The organism is Paraburkholderia sp. MM5384-R2 (assembly GCF_014201025.1).
GTDB classification, from domain to species: Bacteria; Pseudomonadota; Gammaproteobacteria; order Burkholderiales; family Burkholderiaceae; genus Paraburkholderia; species Paraburkholderia tuberum.
In genome coordinates this window covers 90,950-111,853 of the sequence record NZ_JACHDI010000018.1, presented here as the reverse complement: position 1 = coordinate 111,853, position 20,904 = coordinate 90,950, and the positions used below count along the sequence as shown (strand labels likewise).

Below are 20,904 nucleotides of genomic sequence, written 5' to 3'. Positions count from 1 at the left end.
TGATATTTCGTTGTTGGGCAGACTTGGGCAAACTTGGCATCAGATGGATGCCTGACCGAGAGGGAACGGCGGTGGCATCGAATTACGAGAAAATCTGCGAGGAAAATCGGGAGAACTACGGCACCAAAGGCGCTCAGAAGTCCGGGAGGTTGGCAGCCGGGCTGTACGACGACCGCACGCACTTCATCTTCGAACTGATGCAAAACGCCGAGGACGCCCTCGGTAGGCGGGGCGACTGGCACGGATCGCGCACGGTTTCGTTCACGCTGAACCCGACCCGCTTGACGCTCTCCCACTTCGGCAAGCCGTTCGACGAGGCTGACGTCCGAAGCGTCTGCGACATTGCCGAGAGCACTAAGAACGAGTCCTCCATTGGCCGCTTCGGCCTCGGCTTCAAGTCCGTCTACACCGTCACAGATCTTCCGGAAATTCACTCTGGCGACGAGGACTTCGCCATTGAGAATTACGTCTTTCCCAAACGGCTGGAATGCTCGGCGCGCGCGGCGGACGAGACGCAGATCATCCTCCCCCTTAAACCGGAGGACAGGAGCGCAGCACAGGACATCACGGCTGGGTTCCGCAACTTGGGGCCAGGCGCGCTGCTGTTCCTGCGCCACATTGACGAAATCAACTGGAGCGTCGAGGGCCGCGCGTCCGGGTTCTACCTACGCAATATCCCGGAACCGCTCGGACCGAATGTCCAGCGCATCACGGTGATCGGCAAAGAGGATGATCGGCCCGAAGTCGATCAGAACTGGCTCGTTTTCCACCGCGATGTGTTTTCTTCCGAGCAGAAGAAGGTCGGGCGGGTGGAAATCGCCTTCTCGCTGGTCGCGGCGGTGAAGGACGCCCCGGGTCGCTGGGCTGTGCAGCCGTTAGCCAAATCGCCGCTGGTGGTGTTCTTCCCGACCGTGGTTGAGAGCCACCTTGGCTTCCTCGTGCAGGGGCCGTATCGCACCACGCCCAGCCGCGACAACATCCCACCTAGCGAGCCGTGGAACCAACATCTGGTCAAGGAAACGTCCAACCTACTGGTGGAAGCGATGCGTTGGATGCGTGACAAGGAGATGCTGGATGTCTCGGCGCTGCGCTGCCTGCCGCTTGACCGCGAGAAGTTCCCCGAAAATTCGCGGTTCGCTCCGATGTTCGATGGCGTCCGGCTGGCATTTCAGGAGGAGGCGCTGCTTCCGGCCTTCGACGGCAGGCATGTCACCGCCCATCAGGCCAGGCTGGCGCGCACGCAAGAGTTGCGTGAGCTGTTCAGCCCGGAACAAGTTGCGGCGCTGTTCGGTTCGGAGGTCGCCGCCTGGTTATCTGGCGACATCACTCAGGACAAGGCACCCGAGATTCGCCAGTACCTGATGCGCGAACTCGACATCGACGAGATCACGCCAACAAAGTTACTGCCGAGCCTAGCCAAGTCATTCCTTGAGACACAATCAGACGAGTGGGTGTTGCGGCTGTACGAATTTCTGAGCGGCCAGGAGAAGGCTCTGCGTCGCCACCTCGACACTGTTCCGCTCATCCGCCTTGATGATGGCACCCACGTCGTCGCGCGCGAGAACGGGAAAGCCAAGGCCTTCCTGCCCAGCGCCATTGCCACGAGTTTCCCGACTATGCGCCGCGCAGTGTGCGCGACACCCGAGGTTCGCCTGTTCCTGAGTTCGCTGGGCATCACCGAACCGGATCCGGTAGATGACGTGATCTGGAACCTCCTCCCGAAGTACCAGCAGGAAGAAGTGGATGTGGGCGACGACGTCTACGCTGCCGACATCGAGCGCATCCGTGCTGCCTTCAGTACCGACTCAACAGCGCAGAAAGAAAAGCTCCGTTCAGCCCTACGCGATACCACCTTTGTGATGGTGGTCGACACCGGCGATGGCAAAGCCTACGCCGCCAAGCCCGGAGACATCTACATCGCCACCGACCGCCTGCAGCAGCTCTTCGCCGGCGTGCCCGACATCTTGGTCGTCGACCACGAATACGACTGCCTGCGTGGTGAAGAAATCCGTGACCTGCTGGTGTCATGTGGCGCAAGCCGCTACCTCATGCCGCAAGCAACTCCATCGGGGCTGGGGAATTCCGAGAAGGCGCAGATTCGCAGAGAAGCAGGCCTTGAGCGTGCGAGCTGGGAAAGCCCGCCAGAAGACTTCAGTCTTCGTGGGCTGAAGCAGCTGTTGGAGTTCTTGCACACACTGGAACCCGAGGAGGCAGCAGCCAGGGTGAAGGTGCTGTGGGAGGCGTTGGCTGACCTCGAAGGGCGTGGCACTGCCGCTTTCTATGGCTCCTACAAATGGGGCTATTCCCATGAGACAAAGACCGCCCGATTCGACGCCACCTTCGTCCGGACGCTCAATCAGGTCGCTTGGGTGCCGAACGCCGACGGCGAGCTCGTGCCTCCGAGTTTTGTAGTGTTCGACACCCTTGGCTGGAAGCCCAACCCATTCCTGCAGACCAAGATCGCCTTCAAGCCTCCGATCATCGATCAGTTGGCCAAAGAGGCGGGCATCGATCCGGCGGCGCTCGATCTGCTGCGCAAGCTCGGTATCACCAACGTGGCCGACCTGATTTCCCGGCTAGGCATCACCAATCCACCATTCGAACCCGAGCCATCGACAGCCTCCGAGCCGGAGGCCGACGAGCCATCCGACGGTGACGTGTACGACGATGCCAGAGACCTATACGGCGACGACATGCCGGATATCCCGCCCGTCACACCTGATCCAGATGGTGGCGACGGCGTAGGCAGTGGTGCTGGGCGTGGCGGCCAAGGCCGCACCGGTACTGGAACACCACGCGGCGGTGGTCCGGGAAACGGAGGCGCGCCCGGCGGCTCAGATGCCCACGGTGCTTCTGGCGGCAAAGCCAATGGAAATGGCGATAGTCATGGAAAGAGGACACCCGGCCAAACGGGGGGGCGCCCCTTCATCTCCTACGTCGGCACACATCCGGATGACGATGGGCCCGATCCAGACGGCCTCGATCAAGCGACACGTATGCAGATCGAAGGGCATGCTATCGACCTGATCATTAAGCTTGAGCCAGCACTTCGCCGCACACCGGAAGGCAATCATGGCTTCGACCTCTACGAAGCCGACCCCGGTGGCAAGCAGGTTCGATGGGTCGAAGTAAAGTCGATGACGGGTAGTCTAGAAGATCGGCCCGTAGCACTGTCACACACGCAATTCGACCATGCCCGCGGGAAAGGTAGTGCCTACTGGCTGTACGTGGTCGAACATGCGACTGACCCGACAAAGGCCCGAGTGCTCAGGATTCAGAATCCGGTTGGCCTCGCTAAGACGTTTACTTTTGACCGGGGCTGGCGTGAGATTGCTCAAGCGGAGCTCCCACTCTGAGCGGTAGATGCGCGGCTCAACAAACGAAACCATGTCCTCAGGGCCGAGGCGTTACCATTTAGTTCAGCAAGCGGACTCGAGTTCTATTCCGGGCTCCGCCACCGGTTGTCGAAGGATCACTCTCGATTGGTTATTTCGTCGGCACGCTAAATATCGGCACGGATTCCACGCCGGCCTTCGCAAGCGCGACATGCTAAGGTCCGCCGATCGCATGCATTCCTGACCACAATCAAACAAATCTGAGACATATATCACCCTCTCGAGCACGGCAGCATGCCCGCCCGCTCCGCCCGCATTCCCGTGCAGGTGAACTCATCGGAGCCGTGATGCCTACTTACCCTTCCCCTTTTGAATACCTACTCGCGTTCGGCATTGTCTTCGCGGCCGGCGTGCTCACATCAGTCGGCCTACGCCAGTACAGCGACAAGATCCGGCGGGAGGCTGCGACCGCCCATGCCTGATCCGCGCTTCTATCCCCATCCACACGATCCGTATGACCCGGACGATATGCATCTGCACGAGCGCGACGACGACGAACCGTTTGAGCGAGGTTTCGTCCCGCCGCACACACGGTCGAACTATTCCCGAGCCAACGCACAACCAGGCTCGATCCCCTCATGCCCGAAGTGCCAGTCCGATTGCGTCGATGCTCGCAACCGCGCACGCAAGACTGGCGGAGCCGTTGGTGCAATCGCTGGCACGGCCAGCGGTATCGCGTTCGCCCTGTCCGGTGCGGAAACTGGCGCATCCGTCGGCGTGCTCGCCGGACCTGCCGGTGCCGTGTGCGGAGCCATCGCGGGTGCCGTGATCGCCGGCCTCATCGGCGGCACAGCAGGTTGTGCAACCGGCTCGGTGTTCGGCGAAGTGATCGACGACAAGGTGCTCGATAACTTCCGCTGCCACGTATGCCAGCATGTGTTCAGCCGCCACAAAGCATCTCCCTGATCCGTAGTCTTCTCTTCAGCAGTATCCCCTTCATTTTTTTCGCATCTGCTCGGTCGCGCGCCGGGCTTTATGCCGTTTACAAGGAGCTATTCATGCATCTCGTCAAATCGATGGCCTATGTTGGTGAAACCCAGTGGCATGGCCTTGGCAATCAACTATCTCCACGTCAGCCGATCGAGGTATGGATGAAACAATCGGGGATGGACTGGCAGATCGAATCTGCCGACGTCCGCTTCGTTGCCGGTAGTAGCAGCCTTGGCTCTATCCACGCATTTCCCGAACAGCGCGTGCTGTACCGCTCGGATACTAAAGCCCCGCTGTCGGTTGTGTCATCACGGTATCAGGTGGTTCAACCTCGCGAAATTCTTGAGTTCTACCGCGATCTCACCGAGATAAACGGCTTCGAGCTCGAGACCGCGGGCGTACTCAAGGACGGGAAGAAGCTCTGGGCACTCGCTCGCACGGGCCAGTCCGTAACTCTCAAAGGCAACGATACTGTCAACGGCTATCTGCTGCTCGCCACCGCCTGCGACGGCACGCTTGCGACCACAGCGCAGTTCACGAGTGTGCGGGTCGTCTGCAACAACACGCTTCAGATTGCTCTGGGCGATTCGGCGGGTGCCGTCAAGGTGCCGCACCGTTCGCAGTTCGACGCCGCAGCCGTCAAACGCCAGCTCGGCATCGCAATTTCAAGCTGGGACGGATTCATGGTGCGTATGAAGGCGCTGACCGAACGCAAGGTCAACGATTCCATCGCCGAGAAGTTCTTTCAGCGCGTGCTCACGTACCCGACTGGCGGGCCGAACATGCCGATGCCTGTGACGAACGACCGCGCAATCAAAGCCGTGCAATCGCTGTACGCCGGCAAGGGGATGGGCGCGACGCTCGCCTCATCGTCCGACACGGCATGGGGTCTGGTGAATTCGGTTACGGAGTTTGTCGACCATCAGCGCCGCGCTCGTAGCGAGGATAACCGACTCGATGCCGCGTGGTTCGGCGCGGGAGCGACGCTGAAGCAGCGCGCCTGGGACGAGGCGATAAAACTGATCGCCTGATGATGTTCTCAACGTCATAACAGCCCGGCCGGGATCGTTCCGCCGGGCTTTTTCACATCTGGAGGAAATGCAATGTCTCAAGCTCAACTACTGCCTGGACGTGGCAGAAATCGTCCGGCATTACGACTCGTGGAAACGAAAGACCTGTCTCATGAAGACTGGTTGTCGGTGAGAAAAACCGGGGTCGGCGGCTCCGATGCGGCGGCTGCCGTGGGTCTGAATCCGTACATGAGTCCGCTAGAACTGTGGCTCATCAAGACCGGGCGCGACGCGAACCTGCCGCGCCCCGATCCGCATGACACCACCGAACCGATTTACTGGGGCACATTGCTGGAGCCGATTGTCGCCGCGTCCTACACGAAGCAAACCGGCAACAAGGTTCGGCGCGTCAATGCGGTGCTCCAGCATCCGACGATCCCGTTCATGCTCGCAAACGTCGATCGCGAAGTGGTCGGCAATCACGACGTGCAACTGCTCGAATGCAAGACGGCCGGCGAATTCGGCGCACGGCTCTGGCGTGATGGCGTGCCCGAGTACGTGCAGCTTCAGGTACAACATCAGCTCGCCGTCACAGGTAAATCGGCTGCCGACGTCGCCGTGTTGATCTGCGGCCAGAAACTTGAGGTGCATCGCATCGAGCGTGACGACGGGTTGATAGCCCGCCTGATCCAACTCGAAGCGGGGTTCTGGAATTACGTGGCGACGGATTCCCCGCCTCCAGCCGACGGCTCAGATTCGGCGGATCGTGCGCTGCGCTGTCTGTATCCGGGCGCGGGCGGCACGGTCGATTTCAAGGACGACCGCAGGCTTTCATCGGCATTCGCGGATCTCGTCGCTGTGCGAGTCGAGATCGAGGCTCGCCAGCAGGTCGAAGCGCAACTCAGGCAGAGCATCGTGCAAGCGATGGCGGAAGCCGATCGGGCCGAGTTCGAGACCGGTTCCGTTTCCTACCGGCGCAGCAAGGGCGGCACGGGCGTCGATCTAAAACGCCTGCTCGCTGATCACCCGCATCTAGCCACGCAGTACGCCATCACGAAAGCTGGCTCCCGCCGATTTCTCGTGAACACCTGATTCCCCGCCATTCCTGCTGTTCCGCTCCTCCAGCTTCATTCCCGCTATTTACATTTATAGGAGAGTCTCCATGCTCAAAGGCCTGGCTATCACCCCGCCGATCATCGGCAGAATTTCCATCGGTCGCGTTGTCGAGAAGAACGGCAAGCGTCTGCCGGAGAAGGATGACGAACTCGGATCGTTTATCTTCAGAACGACGTCCTATAACAGTATTCGCACGCTCGCTGCGCGGCTGCATTACTTCAGCGCGGTATCGGGCAACCTGCTTGCGTGCCTGCCGCTGGAGCTGAAGCTGCGGGGAAAGTCGACCGCGCAGAGCTATCGAAGTGCGATCTACTACGTGGACCTCGGCGTGCGGAGTGGCAGCACTCTCGAAGAGGCGATCATGCAGGCACGGGAAATCGATGCGCGGCGCAAGGCCACCGGATTCGATCAGGCGGCTCTCGACACTGCGGCACGTGCCGGGTTCAGTAACGGCGCATTCGAGGACAGTATCGAGGAAAGCGCGGCCGTCGCCGAAGAGTTCTACCCAACCAATTCCGGTTGCGGAGACAGTCAAGGGGACGGTAGCACCGAGGTCGTGGCGCCGCCTGCTTCCGGCTTGAGAGGAAAGCTAGAACAGCGCGCGACGTCACTCGGCGGAAAGGCTGCATGATCCGCGTCCGGCCCGCTCTGCTTCTAGCAGTCGTAGCGACGGGTACGGCGGGCAGCATGTCGGTGCTCGCCGGCTGGCAGCGTGGCGGTACGTTATCGGAGCGGGCCGTGTGGGTCGCGATCAGCGTCGTGCTCGTCGTCAGCGCCCACCTGCTGCCGACGCTCATACGCGGTGCGCCGGTAGCTGTCCGGATCACGGGTTACCTGTTATGGGGTACCTGCATGGTCACCGCCTGCTATGGTCATGCGACCTTTTTCTTTCTCGGCCAGCAGCATGCCGGCGATGCCCGCGCGTCCGCTGTGACAGCAGACGTGCTGGGCAATCCTTCCGTTGCGCCGCAACCGCTAGCGCCCGTCATGGAGGAACGGGCTACTGTCACACGTCAGCTCGCGTTGGCAAGAGTGCAGCACTGCTCGCGCTACTGCGCCGGACTCGATGTGCGTCGCGTCACGCTCGCCGCGAAACTCGATGCATTGAATGCCGAAGCCGATGACATCCGGCGGCGGCAAGCCGGGCGTGACCGCGTCATGGCGCAGCGTGACGCATCACGGGCCGATCCAGTCACGTCACGACTGGCAGCGTTACTCGGCGTCGCTACGGCGCGCGTCGATGTGCTGTCGGGGCTCGCATTCGCTGCAGTTCTGGAAGGCGTTGCATGCCTGCTGTGGACGGTGGCGCTTCGGTCGCCGTCGTTACCGGCTGAACCTGTTGTGGTGACTCGGACCGCAGTCACGCCCTTTGCGGCAAGTCATATCGAGAAAACCGTTAGTCACGGAACTGCAGGGCAGGATCGCACGCCTGTCACCGAACGTCACGCACCGCGCGACGAACCGGTCACGCCGTTACCGAATGAGTCTCCGCCCGGTGACGAAGTGACCAGGCTCGTTCGCGACATCGCGGCCGGCCATTTACGCCCGACGGTCAGCGACATTCGCCGTCACCTCGGCTGTTCTCAGGCAAAGGCGTCCGCCTTGCGCCGCCAGCTCGCTGACCTCACGGCATAAGCCGGGCGCGTCCTGCGCCCGATCCATTTTCCACCACAACGCGATCACGTCATCCGGTTCTTCCGGAGACCCGTGCTCGTCATCTATCCGTGGAGCAATCCATGCATGAAACGAAATTCATTCATCTGCCGCATCCCGGTCCCGTAACAAAGTGCCTCGGTGTCGCGGCCGGTATCACGGCCATCAGCTTCGCTGCAGCTTGGGCATTCGAACAGCACCGCAGCCGTGAAGAGATTCGCGTCCTCGCGGCGATGCCCGGTGCCGCAAGCATCTTTCCCGCGCTTCGCGCGCACTCGGAGATGGCGCTGTCCCAGTTTGGCGTCGGGCTTCCGCTGGAATCCGATAACCATCGCCCGTAACGCGTTCAGCCGCCGCACGCCCGGCGCACTGCGGCGGTTTCCCCCTCATTCGTCCGCACGCATCCGGCCAGATCCGGAGGGGCGTGCTCGTCCGTATCAAGGAGATAAAGATGTATCAAGCTACCCGCCTCAAGCCCCTGTTCCATCCAGGCAAGCTGCTCGTCTCGCACGCGGCGCTCGCGGCACTGCGCGCGAACGGCGTGCCGCTCATCAGCGTCGTGCTCCGCCATATCGCCGGCGACTGGGGCTGCATTTCTGACGACGACAAGCGCCAGAACGATGTATCGATCGTAGCTGGCCTGCGGCTGATCTCGATCTACCGCCTGCCGAACCAGACTCGCATCTTGGTCATCACGGAATGGGATCGGTCGAACTCCACCATCGAACGCTTGGATGACGTCGTGCCTGGTAACGAAGCCCGCCCGGCTCAACCGGCAACCCGTCGCTATCCCGCATGGTCTACCGCCCACTACGTACAGGAGGGCCACGCATGAGCTACGCGAACGGCCCGCGTTTCCCGATCGGGCGACCTGTCATCACTCCCGCAGCTCAGGCCGCGCTCGATGCGGCGGGCATCGAAGGTGTGCTGCTGCTCGCGCGGCACATTCACGGTGACTGGGGTGATTTGAGCACAGAGGATCTAGCCGCGAACGAGCTGGCGGTGCTAACCGGCAAGCGGTTGCTGTCCGGCTACAACCTGCCGGACGGGCGAAGCAAGGTCTGGATCATTACTGAGCCAGACCGATCCGCGACCACGATCCTGCTGCCCGAAGAGTACTGATTGGACACCTGCTTATGGGCGAACCTGGCACGCGGTATTCGGCTGGGTTCGCCCCGTAGCGGTCTGTGGTCCGAATGGACGACGCGCGACCGCTCCAAGTCGATGAACGGACATCCCAAAGATCACAACCGCACCGGCGTGAAGCCGTCGGGACTCCAGTCCTCGCTGCCGACCCCGTGATGGACGAAAAAGTATCCCTCGGGGTCGTAGCGGTTCTTGATCGCTTTCAACCGCGCATAATTCGCCCCCCAGAACGCTTCGCGCCAATCTCCACGGAAAAAATCTGTTTCCGAAAGATAGGAGCCGCTTTGTGGCGACAATGCTTTAAGAACGGCCGCAGCTTTGGCCACACGCTCGGCTTGGCGATGTGCCTCTGTCATGTCAGGGGGCGTGATCGGGAGCCCCGCAAACGGCGGCGGACCGCCCGCAGCCACAATCATCAAGGCGAACGCGTCGGCAACTTTCGGATTCATGGCGCACTGACGTGCTTGCTCGTTCACCTCCGTAGGGGCGCCCGCGAGCCCTTTGTTGACATGCAGTTCCACAGCCTGAAATTGAGTGGCCTCCATGAGCGCCCCTGCAAGCTGACCGCGTTGGGCTGGTTCGAGAAGCGTCGCGGGTAGCCATTGTGACTCGTAGCCGTGCAGAAATAGTGAGGCCTGGTCTCCATCGCCTCGCCACCAACCGTGCTGGGTGGCCGCTCCGGCCCGTGGGTCGGGCACCAGTCCCGGGTTGGCCTTGAGATCCCACCAGCGGCGTGCGGGACCGGCGCCGATCTGAGGTTCGTCGTTGAAGGTGAAATCTGCTGGTGAGGCTCGTATCCAATCGATGAAAGGTGCCCAGACCGATTTGGCCCGTCCGTCGTTGAGGCCCTGACACACCATCGACACGTGGACTTCGTTCTCGTGAAAAACAAGCTGCTCGCCCCATTGGGGGTTGAAGAGGTTTTCGGCATAGTGGTCAACGAGCCGTTCAACCAGCCGCCGGTAAGCCTCACGCGATGACGCTTTGACCGTGAACTCAGCCCAACCAAAGTGCTCAGGCAGATCGTGGGTCTGCAAAGTGATCCTGGTCACCACACCGAAACTGCCGCCACCCCCGCCTTTCAGCGCCCAGAACAGGTCGGGCTCCTGCGATGCGTTGACCGTGCGGACAACGCCGTCAGCGGTGACGATCTCGGCCTGGAGCAGGCTCGCGGCCGCCAATCCGTAACGCTTCGAGAACGATCCGAAACCGCCGCCTTGGACGAGGCCGGCCACTCCCACGCTCGCACAACCGCCGCCCTGGACGTATCGCCCCGCCTTTGTGGTAACGGCAGTGTAGACGTCGATCCACATGCAACCGGCCTCTACAGTCACAGCCGGCGTCGGAGGCATCGAAGAGCCCAATGGAACGAACGCATCGTGTAGCTCGATGCGGTTCATCCCGCGTGTCCAGATCAAAATGGAATCCGGCGCGTTCGACCCGCCAAGGTAACTATGCCCCCCGCCTTTCACCACCAGACGCAAATTGTGTTGGCGCACGAATTTGATGCCCGCAACCACGTCGGCGGTAGAACGGGCCGCCACGGCGTAAGCGCTCGCGCGGGGTGTCCATGCGTCGAGCCAGCCCGAGATCTGGGTGCCGCCGGGATCGTCGCCGAGCGCGATCGGGTTTCGTGCTTCCTCCAGGCGAGCAAGACAATCGGGCGTACGGGCCGCTTGCGCACAGGTCTGCCAGATGGTCGTTGGTCGCAACAAATTTCCACCAACTGCGCGACTCAGCGCCTCCCACTCTTCTGTTTCCGGCCATGCAGAATCGATAGGCCGGACGCGGCCTGTTCGAGCCACAGCTGGAATCATGTCGGCAAAGATCGTGGTGGTGGGGAGGAAAGGCAGGGCGGCAACGCCCTTTAGAAGGCATCGTCTCTTCATGACGTCTCTTTTTCTTACCGGGAGCCAATCGGCTTGGCGAACCATCGTTTCTGGATTCTAAAGCGAGCCCGGTTCGTTCCGTCGAGCGAGTGACCGCTGCAAAAGATCAAAGCGACATCCAAGTGTCAGTGCGACATCGTAGACGAGCGGCCGAAACTGGCCGAACTCTGCCTGATGTCTCTCCAGATACCGGCTGAACCCGCGTCAGCAACCGGCTCAATCCCCTCAGCGTCGCGCGAGCCGACCCGCCAGACGTTCAACAATCTCGACGACCATCGTCCGGTCATTGCCGTTGAGCTTCGCCAGAAGCTGGCCGACGTACTTCCCCTGATCACTGCTGCGCGTGCTGGCTCCGGTCAGCAGATCCGCGGCATCACAGCCGAAGATTTCTGCCAGCTCCACCAGCCGGGCAACCGTCGGCATTACGAGGCCGCGCTCCATACGCGAAACGGCCTCATTGCCGATTCGGAGCAATTCAGCAACCTGCTCTTGCGTCAGGCCGCTCCCCAGTCGGTGCTTTGCAATCGCCCGGCCAATCAGGCCGGCAAGCTCGTCCAGATCTACTTTTGCCATGTGTTCTCCGTTCCACCGAAATAGTGGAGAACACAACCTTTGAAATTAAGGACTTTATGGGTTGAACCTAAACCTACAACGATGAATGCCTTTAACATTGCAACGGCTCCACCAGCTTTGCCAACAAACCTTACAAATCGGAAAGAGTCTTCACGACATGAAAAACCACCGCTACACCCGCATCCCCCTCCTCGTCGCTCTGAGTGCGCTAACCGTTTTGCTTGCCGCATGCGGCAACAGTGCTCCGAGCGAATCCGATGCAAAGACTGCATTCCAGTCACAGATCGACCAGTGCCAGGACCTGACGCTCACCCGCTTCAAGAAAACGAATGGCGTTCCCGGCAACGATCCCACCGCTTATCAGGTCGAGATCGAATACACGCTACAGCTTGAACCTACGAGCGATGAGAAGGACGGAATGAAGAAGTGGCTGGATCTTCAACAGCAGGAAGCGCGGCTCGGTGCCTTGGAAACACAGGAGATCAAGGCGCTCGACGGCAGCCCCGGTACCGATGCGTACACCGCCGCTTACAACGCTATCGTTCAGAAATACCAGCCCCAGGTTGATGAAATACGCGGACAGGCGAACGGCGCAATCAACATCAAGAACTACATCAACTCGATGCCGAACAAATGCCGGGCTTTGCCGTATTCCTTTTGGATGGATTTCTTCTCGAATAACAGCGACAACCTCCGCGCGATGGTCGGCGACGGGATCGAGAAGACTTATACCGACAAGCTCTCGATGGTCAAGACCGACAACGGCTGGCAGCTCGATCGCTGACAGCAGCGTAAAGACGGAGCCGTCTGTGACAGGCGGTTCCTCCTTCCCCCACACCACTCAACCAGCAAGGACCATAGAAGAATGAAAATCCGATTCAACACGGGGATCGCGCGACTCGCGCTGTGTGCGTCGATGAGCGCCGTACTCGCCGCGTGCGGCGGTGGCGGCAGTGGCTCGTCAACATCGAGCGGAGCCGGTAGCCAGCCGGTAACGGCTGCCGCGACTGCCATGACCGGTACCGTCGCCATTGGCACCGCGCTGACCGGAGCGACTGTCACGGTCACGGACTCGGCAGGCAAGACCGCAACGGCTACTTCCGCCGCAAACGGCACCTACAATGTCTCGCTGACCGGACTGACCGCTCCCTTCCTGATTACCGCGACTGATCCGTCCGGCGTGTCGTCCATGCTCTATTCGGTCGTTGCCATCGTTAATACGAGCAACGGCGCACCAGTCACGGCGAACGTCACGCCGCTAACGACGGCGGTTGCTGCACTCATGACCCCATCGGGTAATCCGGCGACGCTGGCCGGTAACGCATCCGCCATCACGTCCTCGGCCATTACCACGGCAGAAGCCACCCTCGATACCGCGATCGCACCTATCCTGTCAGCCAACAGCGTTACAACCAGCTTCGATCCCATCGGCACGACCTTCACGCCGAACCAGACGGGCGCGGATGCGGTGATCGATTCCATCGCCGTCACGCCGTCGGCTACGGGTTCCGGCCTGCAAATCACAAGCCTTGCCAATCCCGATACGGCCGTCCAGCTCAACTCCGGAACGACCGTATCCACGGCGCTTTCAGCACCGGCCCAGCCGGCGAATTATCTGGCCAGCCTGCAAGCATCGTTGACCGCCTGCATGTCGGACGTTCAGGGTGGCGCCACGGGCAATTCGGGCAGCAACTGCACGACGGCGATCGATGCGAGTTACCTGAACAACGGCGTCGGCACGGGCGTCGCCGGCTTCGCCAGGCGTCACACACTCCTTACCAAGGGTACGGTGCTGACCGGCATCAAGACGGTTGCGTTTCTTCCGGCTGGGACGCTTGCCGGCATCAGCAATCCGGCCGCGCTCGTCTATCTGATGATGACCGATCCGGACGGCACGCCCGACTTTGCTATGGATTACGTGCAGCAACTCCCCAACGGCAAGTGGGACATCATCGGCAACCAGCAGCAGGATGGCACCTACATCGCGTCGTTCCTCGGTCGCGGGCAGTACACGGATTCGGCGAACACGGCCAACGCGCATTACGAGTCAGGTCTCGACATCCAGATCCCGTCTTCGGTAAAGGTCAACGGTACGGTTACGGGCGTCGGCTCCGCTGTGGTGACGGGACCGGGCCTACCCACCAGCGGCCTCTGGTTCCAGACCGCAGGGAACGGCACGGGTGCGGGTTATCTGCAAATTCCGACGGGTACATTGGCAGCGCCGCTCACGAGCACCGGCAACCGTGTCAACGGCGGCATGTCCACGACCTACAAGTGGGCGTGGGCGCCGGTCTCGGGCAGTACGACGTCGTTCTCGCCGAAAGGTCTGCCCGAATACGCGACATCGTCGCAGGATGTCTCGACGATCCCAAGCTTCGGCGTCTACACAGTCACGCTGTACGACACGACCGGCACAGAGATCCGCTCGGAGCAGATCCAGAACATCGCTCGCAACTATGCGGCGGCCGCGGGCGGCACGGTGGCCTGGCAGACGCTCGGCAAGGACGTGATTGCGAACTACTTGACGCCGGGCGGTTCCGGTACGCAGAGTGCGCCGGGTACGTCAGCCTTGATCGACTGGACGACGCCAGCCGGTACGTTCTATTCGAACTTCTGGGCGTCGATCAATTCGCTTGGCGCGGCCCAAACCAGCATACCGGCCACGACCTACGACGCGACGGTATGGGGATCGAGTACGGGCAATACGCCGTCACCGCTGACGTTCAATACGCCGTTCGTTGACGTCCTCACACCCACAGCAAGCTCGCCCGCAGAGCAGGCGGTACAGGTGCAGCTCGGCTGGCAGGCGGACGGCGAGCTTTATACGAATACCTGGCAGTACGGCCAGCCGTAACGCAACCGAGGGCGCGTGCGCATTTGCTTCGCACCCTTTCATTGGGAGGAGCTCGTCAGGCCGATGGGCTCCTCTTGCCCCAATGCTTACGCAGGGGCTGACGTCGACCTCATCATCGCTTTTCGCGGTCGTCCGGGACCACCCAATCGCTTCTCACGGGTCAGCCCTGTCGTCAACAGCTTTGACTTCACCTTGGGCTTCACCCGCACACGCTGGCCATCCTTCGCGAAATACCACGTCGCATATCGCGCGAGCGTCCTGACCTGGCGCCGGCTGCCACTGCAGATACGGCCGACTGCCCATCGCCCCTGCATTTTCAGCTCCTCCTTTTTTGGATTGATGTGGCAGTTATGCACGTACCCGCGATCCTGCGTGATCTTCTTCCAGTAGCGCTCGATGCGCTTCGTCCAATACTTGACGCTTTGCACCTTCTGGCCGTCAAAGAAAAAGATGCAGTGAAAATGGTACGGACCATTATCAGAGCGCTCGAGCTTCACGATATAGCCGATCATGTGCTCGAATAAATCCTTGTCTGCACCGTACTGGTTGCTGAAGAACGTGGCACGATCCCTTAATGCAATCTCGACGTCAATTCGAGCTCTGTTTTCCGCCTGCATGGCCCGCTCGCGCTCCGCATCCATCGGCGCTGACCAGGCGCTCGCATCGCCGGATTGCCACGCCGTGCGTAAATGCGTTGCTTCTTCATTCGGCGCTACCGTCACATAGCCCATATCGACCCGGACGGCCAACATTTTCGAGTACCTCTTGGCTAAACAAACGATGTATTTTCGGATCGACTTCTTCTCATCCTTCAAGACCGCTTTCCAGTCAGCGATTTTCTTTTTGACGTTACCGGCTACCGCCTCGCGTCTCAGATATGTCACAAAATCGTTAAACACCTCCGCTTCGCACAGCCCCTCTTCCAGATTCCATCTCGATCCTTGAAAAAGGCAATACCCGATCTTAGGATGCTTGAGGAAGCAATCGAAGAACAACTGAAGATCAGGGCTATACGCCTGTCCTTTCCAATATAAATCCATGAACCGATGACATTGGCGATAATAGCTTGCAAGGTGAGACGCGTCCGTCACCTTCTTGCGTTTGCCATGTTGCTCGATATGGAACGGCATCAACTTCGAGTACAGCACGGCATCCATGAACTTGACCAACCGCTTGAACAGCCAGCCGTAGTCACCGGTCTTCCAAGTACGGTCTTTTTCGGTTCTGTGACCAAAAAATACGCTTTCTTGCTGAGCAAGCTGCTCGAACGTTTGATCAAGGATATCCAGATTTTCTTGCGGAACAAAGACGCTCATATTCAAACCTTCATTTTTAATTTACATCATTTAAAGTTTCCCGGTGCGGTGAATAATTTCTCAATGAAGTAGCGTCGATTCGATGAAGTGCTCCTCCAAGAACAACAACTACTTTCTCAAGAACAACCAATGATCTCACTAGTTACCTAAATTCGATATCACACGAAACATAGGTATTTCGCACACATGAAACCAAAAGATCGGGAAAGATTTAACATTATTCACCACATAATGATTAAGACTTGTACCGACATTTTTTACTTGACGGCATATGAAATTTCGCTGAACGGCAACGCAATTCAGCGAAACCCGTCATTACGCGAACTCACGCCAACTGGACTTGTGGTCAGCCGCATATGCTCAAAGGGACCCGGTTTGGCGCAAAGACGCCGCGGGCTACGGCTGGCGAACGTTGGTGTTTAGATAGCGAATGTCACTAAGAAAGTCGCCCCTGCCCGCCCCCGGATTCGAGGACGGGCATGCACCGACGCACGCCGCTCATTGCTGATTTGCGCAAACGCAGTTCAGGAGCTCTGCCCACAGCGCTTCCCGCAATTGTTGCCGTTCGGGCTGCGTTAGATCACCTTCGTAGCTTCTGACCACCGATTCAACGACGTCGGCATAGTAAAACGAGGCTTCGTCCTGGTCTTGGCTATCTACAGGCAGAGGGCGACGCCTAATCTCGCGTTTGACCTCATCCAGCGCATACCCTAGAAATGCAGCAAGCATGCCGGTTTCTGCCTGCGGCTCCTGCAGCACACCGCGACAATCACTCATGCTCGCGTCACCAGCGATTGACACGGTAGGCTGCGGCACGCGTGCCAGCTGCGGATACATTTCTACCCGCTCAGGTTGTTCAACTTGCTCAACTTGCGCATGTTGTTCAGCTTGCGCCGGCGGTGCGACGAACGTCCGCGCGTCATTTGGCGAAGCGAACTGGGGCGACGAAAATCCGCCACGATACGTTGCCAGATCCGAGCCGTTGGGCATCGCACCCGGATGCGCTGCAGAGCCGTGGAACAACGACGTGTACCCCGAGTTAACGATCGGTGCCGAAACAGCGAGGTCCGAAATGCTGTGCCCGCCGGCCATGCCGCTGCTCATGCCTTGTTGCGGCATCGACCAGACGTGTGGACTCGCTGATCCTGCACCACGCTGTTTATTCGAGCCGAAGCCGTATTGCTCGCGCGCACGGCGCAACGTCGCCTCCGAAATACCAGCCTCGGCCGCCCTGGCTTCAATTTCCGGGAACGGAACCGGGCCATCCCGCAGCGTCGACATGAGAAAGTCAGCAGCCTGCCGGACCTTGCCGCCACCTGCTTCGCCACCTTCCGCACGATGCAGGATGGCCGTCGCGGTCCCTGGCAAGGCGCTACCCCAGACGATCAGCGAACTGTCGACCGGCCTGCCCGTTTTGGGTTCGGTGAGCCGGAACCCCTCCGTGCGGAACAGCAATCCACCGTCGTCGCGACCCAGATTTGACTTTGCCTTGACGAGGACATTCCACTCACCCGGGGCGCCGAAGCCGCCGCTGTCGTCGCGGGCAACGAGCATCGCGATCCTCACCACGGCACCCACCCCAACGCCACCGAGGATGCGTTCGAGCGGGTGCTTTTTCTTCGAAGCCTTCACGACATGCGCGAGCCCGACAACAGCAACACCTGTGCGCTCCGCGAGGCCGGTCAGCGGCAGCATGTCCTTGCGGACCTTGCCATTGTTGCCGGGACTGCCGGACATGAGGTCGGCGATCGAATCGATAATCACCATCCGCACATCACGTAGTTCGCGAATCTTGTTTTCGAGGTACCCCATGTCGCGGGTCGGGTTGAACGGGCGCGGCATCCAGCTCTCCTCCACGCAACGGACGACTTCGATCATGCTGCGATCGGCGCCAGCGGCAACGAAACGCGGAATGATCGTGTCTTCGGCACGGTCTTCGCTGGACCAGATAAGTACGCGGCCGCGCGGGCTAACCGATCCATCCGGCCAGCGCCCTCCCGTAGAGATAATCGCGCCGATGCTCGCCGCGAGGGTCGACTTGCCGCACGACGGTGGCCCAGCCAACAAATGCACCTTGCCGGTCGAGAGCCAACCAGGCCAAAGCCAGTCTGGCGACTCCATCACAATGTCGACCGCCGACTCTAGGATCACGCCGGTGCCGGTACTGTTGAAACGGGCGGCTGCCATCACACCTCCCCGTCGGTCGAGAGCTGACTCGTGCACTGCGCCAACAGTTCGCGACGCAACTTGATCGCCGTCCCCTGCGCACACCCCAGATAATTGCGGATACCCGCCACCGTCATCTTCACCTGGCCGTCAGCGACGGCTCGCGTCAATTGCGTCAGTCGCGTGTCGAGCAGGCGGTCCGCAATCGGCGGCAGAGCGCGATTCTTCGATTCCGCCTCGGGACCGTGTACGACGCGCGCCACTACCGCGAGGTCATCGGATTCGACCGACATGACGCTATCGCGGTCACCTGTGCGATGAACAGCAAACACGAGGTACCAGGCGACAACGCCGATACCGTCGAGCACGCCCGCACACACGAGGCTGAGCAGCAACCCCACGCGATCCCCGGCAAGGCCCGTCAGTGCCGCGAGTCGCGTCACGACTGGGTCGTCGCGCATCTCGTCGCGCAACCGCATCGCGTGGTCGGCCAGGACCGCCTGACGATCATCGGCGACTTCGCGACGCTTCGCCTCGTTCGCTTCGGTATCCAGCTCGTCGAGCGTCGCAGCGAGCACGGCACGGCGCGTACGCAGATCCTTGCAGCGGACATGGCAGGATTGGTCGTTGATGACGGCAAGCGCCTTGCGCGCGCTCGCCTGGTCAGCGGCGATGGCCGCCAGGCTGCGAGACGAAGAGATTTTCAGGTGCGAGAGGGAGGCGACAGCAGGTACAGTATCAGCGCGGCGTGCCCCGGCGTGCTGCTGAGCCAACGCGAAGAACTCCGCCTGGCCGCCGAGCGTCACGGCCAGACCCGCCACGCACAGCAGGGACAGCGCGATACGCACTACGAGCGGCCGTTGCTGGCTCATCGCCGGTAAGAGGTGGACGCCGGAAGCGATCACGACGGCCAGCGCTGTATACGTCGCACGCTCCACGTACGTATCGCCGCGCTCCCAGCCGGAGTATGCGGCGACACAAAGCGAAGTGGCCGTGGCGGCCACCGCCAGCGCAATCGTGAGGGGATGGAAATGTTGCGGCGGTACCGCTTCACGTGCGACAAGTCGCGAAGTCTGGTTTGACGCGATGGGCAAGAAACCGCGGAGCGGGAGTTTCGCTTTACAGAGGTTCGTCATCGGCTTTCCTTTCAAAAGTGACGCATCGAGAAAGGCCGACAAATCCGATACAGCAACCTCGGCCTGCGCTCGATGTAGGCCGATACTTGCAAATGCGCAGGCTTCCCACCAAACAACGGGAAGGTCTTTTCTTTTTTTTCAGTGACTTACGATCGATGGCACGGGAAGTCAATGAACGACTTTGGACAATGCGCTCCGGGATACCATCGTTCAGCCAACGTTACCTCACACCGCCACGGCGCCTATCAAGCCTTTTCACTTCGTCGGCCCAGCGGGACCGCCACGGCTCAAGGTTTTCGTAGTCGAAAATTTCCGCCAACACGCGCGCGGGATAGACACCTGTCCTGAATTCGTGCAACCACAGGGCAACTTCAACGGGATTCCAGTAGGCACATACGCCCTTCACACTGTTTATCTGAGCACGCCGCTTCAACCCGGAAGGTGGATTAGAGAAAGTGTCCGTTAGATCCCCATCGCGAGCTTTTCGAGAAAATAATCGAACGATCTCCTCTGTGAGGAGCCCCGTGTCTCTCAACCGATCGTCATCGCCTTGGTCATTGGCGGAGTTCGCAATGTTTGCGCCGGCACTATTTTGGCTCTGGAACTTCAACGCAACGTGTTCAGCATGGGTGCCCTCACTGCCTCTCGTGCTCCCTGCCGCCGACGGTCCCGATACGCACGCCTGTATCCACGCATCAACAGCGGCTTGGGAATAACGCACCGTGCGTTCGGTGAGTTGGATCTTCGGCGGGAATTTGTGATCGAAGTATCGCGATGCGGGCTTCATTTTTTCATGCAGCATCGAGACACTGATACCTACCCGTTCGCTGACTTGCTTGATGTCGAGTAGTGGGCCAGTCGGAATTGCCTGAGCCTGCGGTGCAGCTTGCTCGCTCAGCTCTTTCTTAACTACCTCTGGTTGTACTGCTGCTACCCAGTAGGCTGATCGAACGGATCGTGATGCGGGCCTGGGCTCGGGAACGGCCGAGTCTTCCTGCGTCTCCGCCTTGCTAGCGACCACACCGATGCCTTGTTTCGCTTCCTGCTCGACAGAAGCTGCTGCCGTTTTCTTCCCGATATAGGCAATTTCACAGTGATCCAAGTAGGCAAGAACGTCGCGGCGCGGAACCAGCGTGCCGACGAGCAATTCATTCGTCGGCACATGCCTGCTGCGAAATGCTCGGATGCGGCCTATATCGAGCCAATCCTGGAGTGCCTGCAAATGTTGGCCAGCCAACTCCCACCGTTGCTCAATAATTCGCGCGTGCTCTCGCAGATACCGAGACTCTGTTAGCAGCACTGGCTCCCAGGAGGGGCGATCGGGCAGCGCGCGGAACTTGCGTAGGAATGCTTCGACGACATCGTCGGAGTACGGAATCTGGAGCGCTGGCAAATGAGGCAGGACACGCAGGAGATACGCGTGATCATCGTCCGTCAGTTCCCGCTCGACGAACTCAATTGGTCCAACGCCAGCTACGTCGACAGGGTCGGGCTTCTTTGCAACGATACACTCGATCCCTGCGGCCTTCGGATTGAGGTCCCGCACCTCCGCGCGCGCAATGTCGCGCACAAGTGGCCAGCAGTCAATCTGGTCGCCAAGCGGCAGTTCGATAGGCGCAGTCATCCGGGAATAATCATCGGTCAGGATAGTAAAAACGCAAATCAAGATCGAGGGCGCCACCTACCCTAATCGGCAAGAACCACGCGCCCCCCCTGAAGC

17 protein-coding genes are annotated in these 20,904 nt (G+C 60.2%); 11 read left to right on the top strand and 6 right to left on the bottom strand.

Annotated elements, in window-relative coordinates; all coding sequences use genetic code 11:
- Window positions 1-71: 71 nt before the first annotated feature.
- The 9 genes from HDG37_RS40080 to HDG37_RS25645 all read left to right on the top strand — a co-directional run bounded on the left by HDG37_RS40080 (window position 72) and on the right by HDG37_RS25645 (window position 9,226).
- A complete protein-coding gene (locus HDG37_RS40080; protein WP_311541590.1) occupies window positions 72-3,356 on the top strand; it encodes a sacsin N-terminal ATP-binding-like domain-containing protein in 3,285 nt (1,094 codons plus the stop codon).
- A 453-nt stretch (window positions 3,357-3,809) separates the two neighbouring features.
- On the top strand, window positions 3,810-4,301 hold the full coding sequence (locus tag HDG37_RS25680) for a hypothetical protein (protein WP_260334994.1): 492 nt from the start codon (window positions 3,810-3,812) through the stop codon (window positions 4,299-4,301).
- Window positions 4,302-4,393: 92 nt separating this feature from the next.
- Window positions 4,394-5,356 carry a DUF932 domain-containing protein gene (locus tag HDG37_RS25675; RefSeq protein WP_184052361.1) on the top strand — a complete coding sequence of 321 codons (963 nt, stop codon included), beginning with the start codon at window positions 4,394-4,396 and terminating at the stop codon, window positions 5,354-5,356.
- Between the two features lie 72 nt (window positions 5,357-5,428).
- Entirely contained in the window at window positions 5,429-6,427 is a 999-nt protein-coding gene (locus HDG37_RS25670) for a YqaJ viral recombinase family protein (protein ID WP_184052360.1), read from the top strand.
- Window positions 6,428-6,497: 70 nt separating this feature from the next.
- The gene (locus HDG37_RS25665; RefSeq protein WP_184052358.1) at window positions 6,498-7,082 is read left to right on the top strand and encodes a hypothetical protein; all 585 of its coding nucleotides are present in this window, start codon (window positions 6,498-6,500) and stop codon (window positions 7,080-7,082) included.
- On the top strand, window positions 7,079-8,086 hold the full coding sequence (locus HDG37_RS25660; RefSeq protein ID WP_184052356.1) for a hypothetical protein: 1,008 nt from the start codon (window positions 7,079-7,081) through the stop codon (window positions 8,084-8,086). The genes HDG37_RS25665 and HDG37_RS25660 overlap by 4 nt, the downstream gene beginning before the upstream one ends.
- 101 nt (window positions 8,087-8,187) lie before the next feature.
- Complete coding sequence (locus HDG37_RS25655) at window positions 8,188-8,445, top strand: hypothetical protein (RefSeq protein ID WP_184052354.1); 258 nt, start codon at window positions 8,188-8,190, stop codon at window positions 8,443-8,445.
- A 110-nt stretch (window positions 8,446-8,555) separates the two neighbouring features.
- Entirely contained in the window at window positions 8,556-8,939 is a 384-nt protein-coding gene (locus tag HDG37_RS25650) for a hypothetical protein (protein ID WP_184052352.1), read from the top strand.
- Complete coding sequence (locus HDG37_RS25645; RefSeq protein ID WP_184052350.1) at window positions 8,936-9,226, top strand: hypothetical protein; 291 nt, start codon at window positions 8,936-8,938, stop codon at window positions 9,224-9,226. The genes HDG37_RS25650 and HDG37_RS25645 overlap by 4 nt, the downstream gene beginning before the upstream one ends.
- A 122-nt stretch (window positions 9,227-9,348) precedes the next feature.
- Here HDG37_RS25645 and HDG37_RS25640 read toward each other — a convergent pair whose 3' ends face one another.
- Together HDG37_RS25640 and HDG37_RS25635 are read right to left on the bottom strand one after the other, a co-directional pair.
- Window positions 9,349-11,139, bottom strand: coding sequence for an FAD-binding oxidoreductase (locus HDG37_RS25640; protein WP_184052348.1), 1,791 nt, complete (start codon window positions 11,137-11,139; stop codon window positions 9,349-9,351).
- Window positions 11,140-11,364: 225 nt separating this feature from the next.
- The gene (locus tag HDG37_RS25635) at window positions 11,365-11,712 is read right to left on the bottom strand and encodes a helix-turn-helix domain-containing protein (RefSeq protein ID WP_184052346.1); all 348 of its coding nucleotides are present in this window, start codon (window positions 11,710-11,712) and stop codon (window positions 11,365-11,367) included.
- Between the two features lie 157 nt (window positions 11,713-11,869).
- On the opposite strand from HDG37_RS25635, the gene HDG37_RS25630 reads away from it, so the two are divergent.
- Both HDG37_RS25630 and HDG37_RS25625 read left to right on the top strand, forming a co-directional pair.
- Window positions 11,870-12,496 carry a hypothetical protein gene (locus tag HDG37_RS25630; protein ID WP_184052344.1) on the top strand — a complete coding sequence of 209 codons (627 nt, stop codon included), beginning with the start codon at window positions 11,870-11,872 and terminating at the stop codon, window positions 12,494-12,496.
- A gap of 81 nt (window positions 12,497-12,577) precedes the next feature.
- A complete protein-coding gene (locus tag HDG37_RS25625; RefSeq protein ID WP_184052342.1) occupies window positions 12,578-14,566 on the top strand; it encodes a cell wall anchor protein in 1,989 nt (662 codons plus the stop codon).
- 86 nt (window positions 14,567-14,652) lie between these two features.
- On the opposite strand, the gene HDG37_RS25620 is transcribed toward HDG37_RS25625, so the two are convergent.
- The 4 genes from HDG37_RS25620 to HDG37_RS25605 all read right to left on the bottom strand — a co-directional run bounded on the left by HDG37_RS25620 (window position 14,653) and on the right by HDG37_RS25605 (window position 20,865).
- A complete protein-coding gene (locus HDG37_RS25620; protein WP_260334992.1) occupies window positions 14,653-15,882 on the bottom strand; it encodes an inovirus Gp2 family protein in 1,230 nt (409 codons plus the stop codon).
- 498 nt (window positions 15,883-16,380) lie between these two features.
- Window positions 16,381-18,069 carry an AAA family ATPase gene (locus HDG37_RS25615; RefSeq protein ID WP_184052340.1) on the bottom strand — a complete coding sequence of 563 codons (1,689 nt, stop codon included), beginning with the start codon at window positions 18,067-18,069 and terminating at the stop codon, window positions 16,381-16,383.
- The gene (locus tag HDG37_RS25610; RefSeq protein ID WP_184052338.1) at window positions 18,069-19,184 is read right to left on the bottom strand and encodes a hypothetical protein; all 1,116 of its coding nucleotides are present in this window, start codon (window positions 19,182-19,184) and stop codon (window positions 18,069-18,071) included. Before HDG37_RS25610 ends, HDG37_RS25615 begins: the two co-directional genes overlap by 1 nt.
- Before the next feature lie 220 nt (window positions 19,185-19,404).
- Window positions 19,405-20,865, bottom strand: coding sequence for an AlpA family phage regulatory protein (locus HDG37_RS25605; protein WP_311541587.1), 1,461 nt, complete (start codon window positions 20,863-20,865; stop codon window positions 19,405-19,407).
- Window positions 20,866-20,904 lie beyond the last annotated feature (39 nt).

Coding starts and splice junctions, on each gene's coding strand:
- HDG37_RS25680 (WP_260334994.1), top strand. CDS start 3,810: ATGCCTGATCCGCGCTTCTATCCCCATCCACACGATCCGTATGACCCG.
- HDG37_RS25675 (WP_184052361.1), top strand. CDS start 4,394: ATGCATCTCGTCAAATCGATGGCCTATGTTGGTGAAACCCAGTGGCAT.
- HDG37_RS25670 (WP_184052360.1), top strand. CDS start 5,429: ATGTCTCAAGCTCAACTACTGCCTGGACGTGGCAGAAATCGTCCGGCA.
- HDG37_RS25665 (WP_184052358.1), top strand. CDS start 6,498: ATGCTCAAAGGCCTGGCTATCACCCCGCCGATCATCGGCAGAATTTCC.
- HDG37_RS25660 (WP_184052356.1), top strand. CDS start 7,079: ATGATCCGCGTCCGGCCCGCTCTGCTTCTAGCAGTCGTAGCGACGGGT.
- HDG37_RS25655 (WP_184052354.1), top strand. CDS start 8,188: ATGCATGAAACGAAATTCATTCATCTGCCGCATCCCGGTCCCGTAACA.
- HDG37_RS25650 (WP_184052352.1), top strand. CDS start 8,556: ATGTATCAAGCTACCCGCCTCAAGCCCCTGTTCCATCCAGGCAAGCTG.
- HDG37_RS25645 (WP_184052350.1), top strand. CDS start 8,936: ATGAGCTACGCGAACGGCCCGCGTTTCCCGATCGGGCGACCTGTCATC.
- HDG37_RS25640 (WP_184052348.1), bottom strand. CDS start 11,139: ATGAAGAGACGATGCCTTCTAAAGGGCGTTGCCGCCCTGCCTTTCCTC.
- HDG37_RS25635 (WP_184052346.1), bottom strand. CDS start 11,712: ATGGCAAAAGTAGATCTGGACGAGCTTGCCGGCCTGATTGGCCGGGCG.
- HDG37_RS25630 (WP_184052344.1), top strand. CDS start 11,870: ATGAAAAACCACCGCTACACCCGCATCCCCCTCCTCGTCGCTCTGAGT.
- HDG37_RS25625 (WP_184052342.1), top strand. CDS start 12,578: ATGAAAATCCGATTCAACACGGGGATCGCGCGACTCGCGCTGTGTGCG.
- HDG37_RS25620 (WP_260334992.1), bottom strand. CDS start 15,882: ATGAGCGTCTTTGTTCCGCAAGAAAATCTGGATATCCTTGATCAAACG.
- HDG37_RS25615 (WP_184052340.1), bottom strand. CDS start 18,069: ATGGCAGCCGCCCGTTTCAACAGTACCGGCACCGGCGTGATCCTAGAG.
- HDG37_RS25610 (WP_184052338.1), bottom strand. CDS start 19,184: ATGACGAACCTCTGTAAAGCGAAACTCCCGCTCCGCGGTTTCTTGCCC.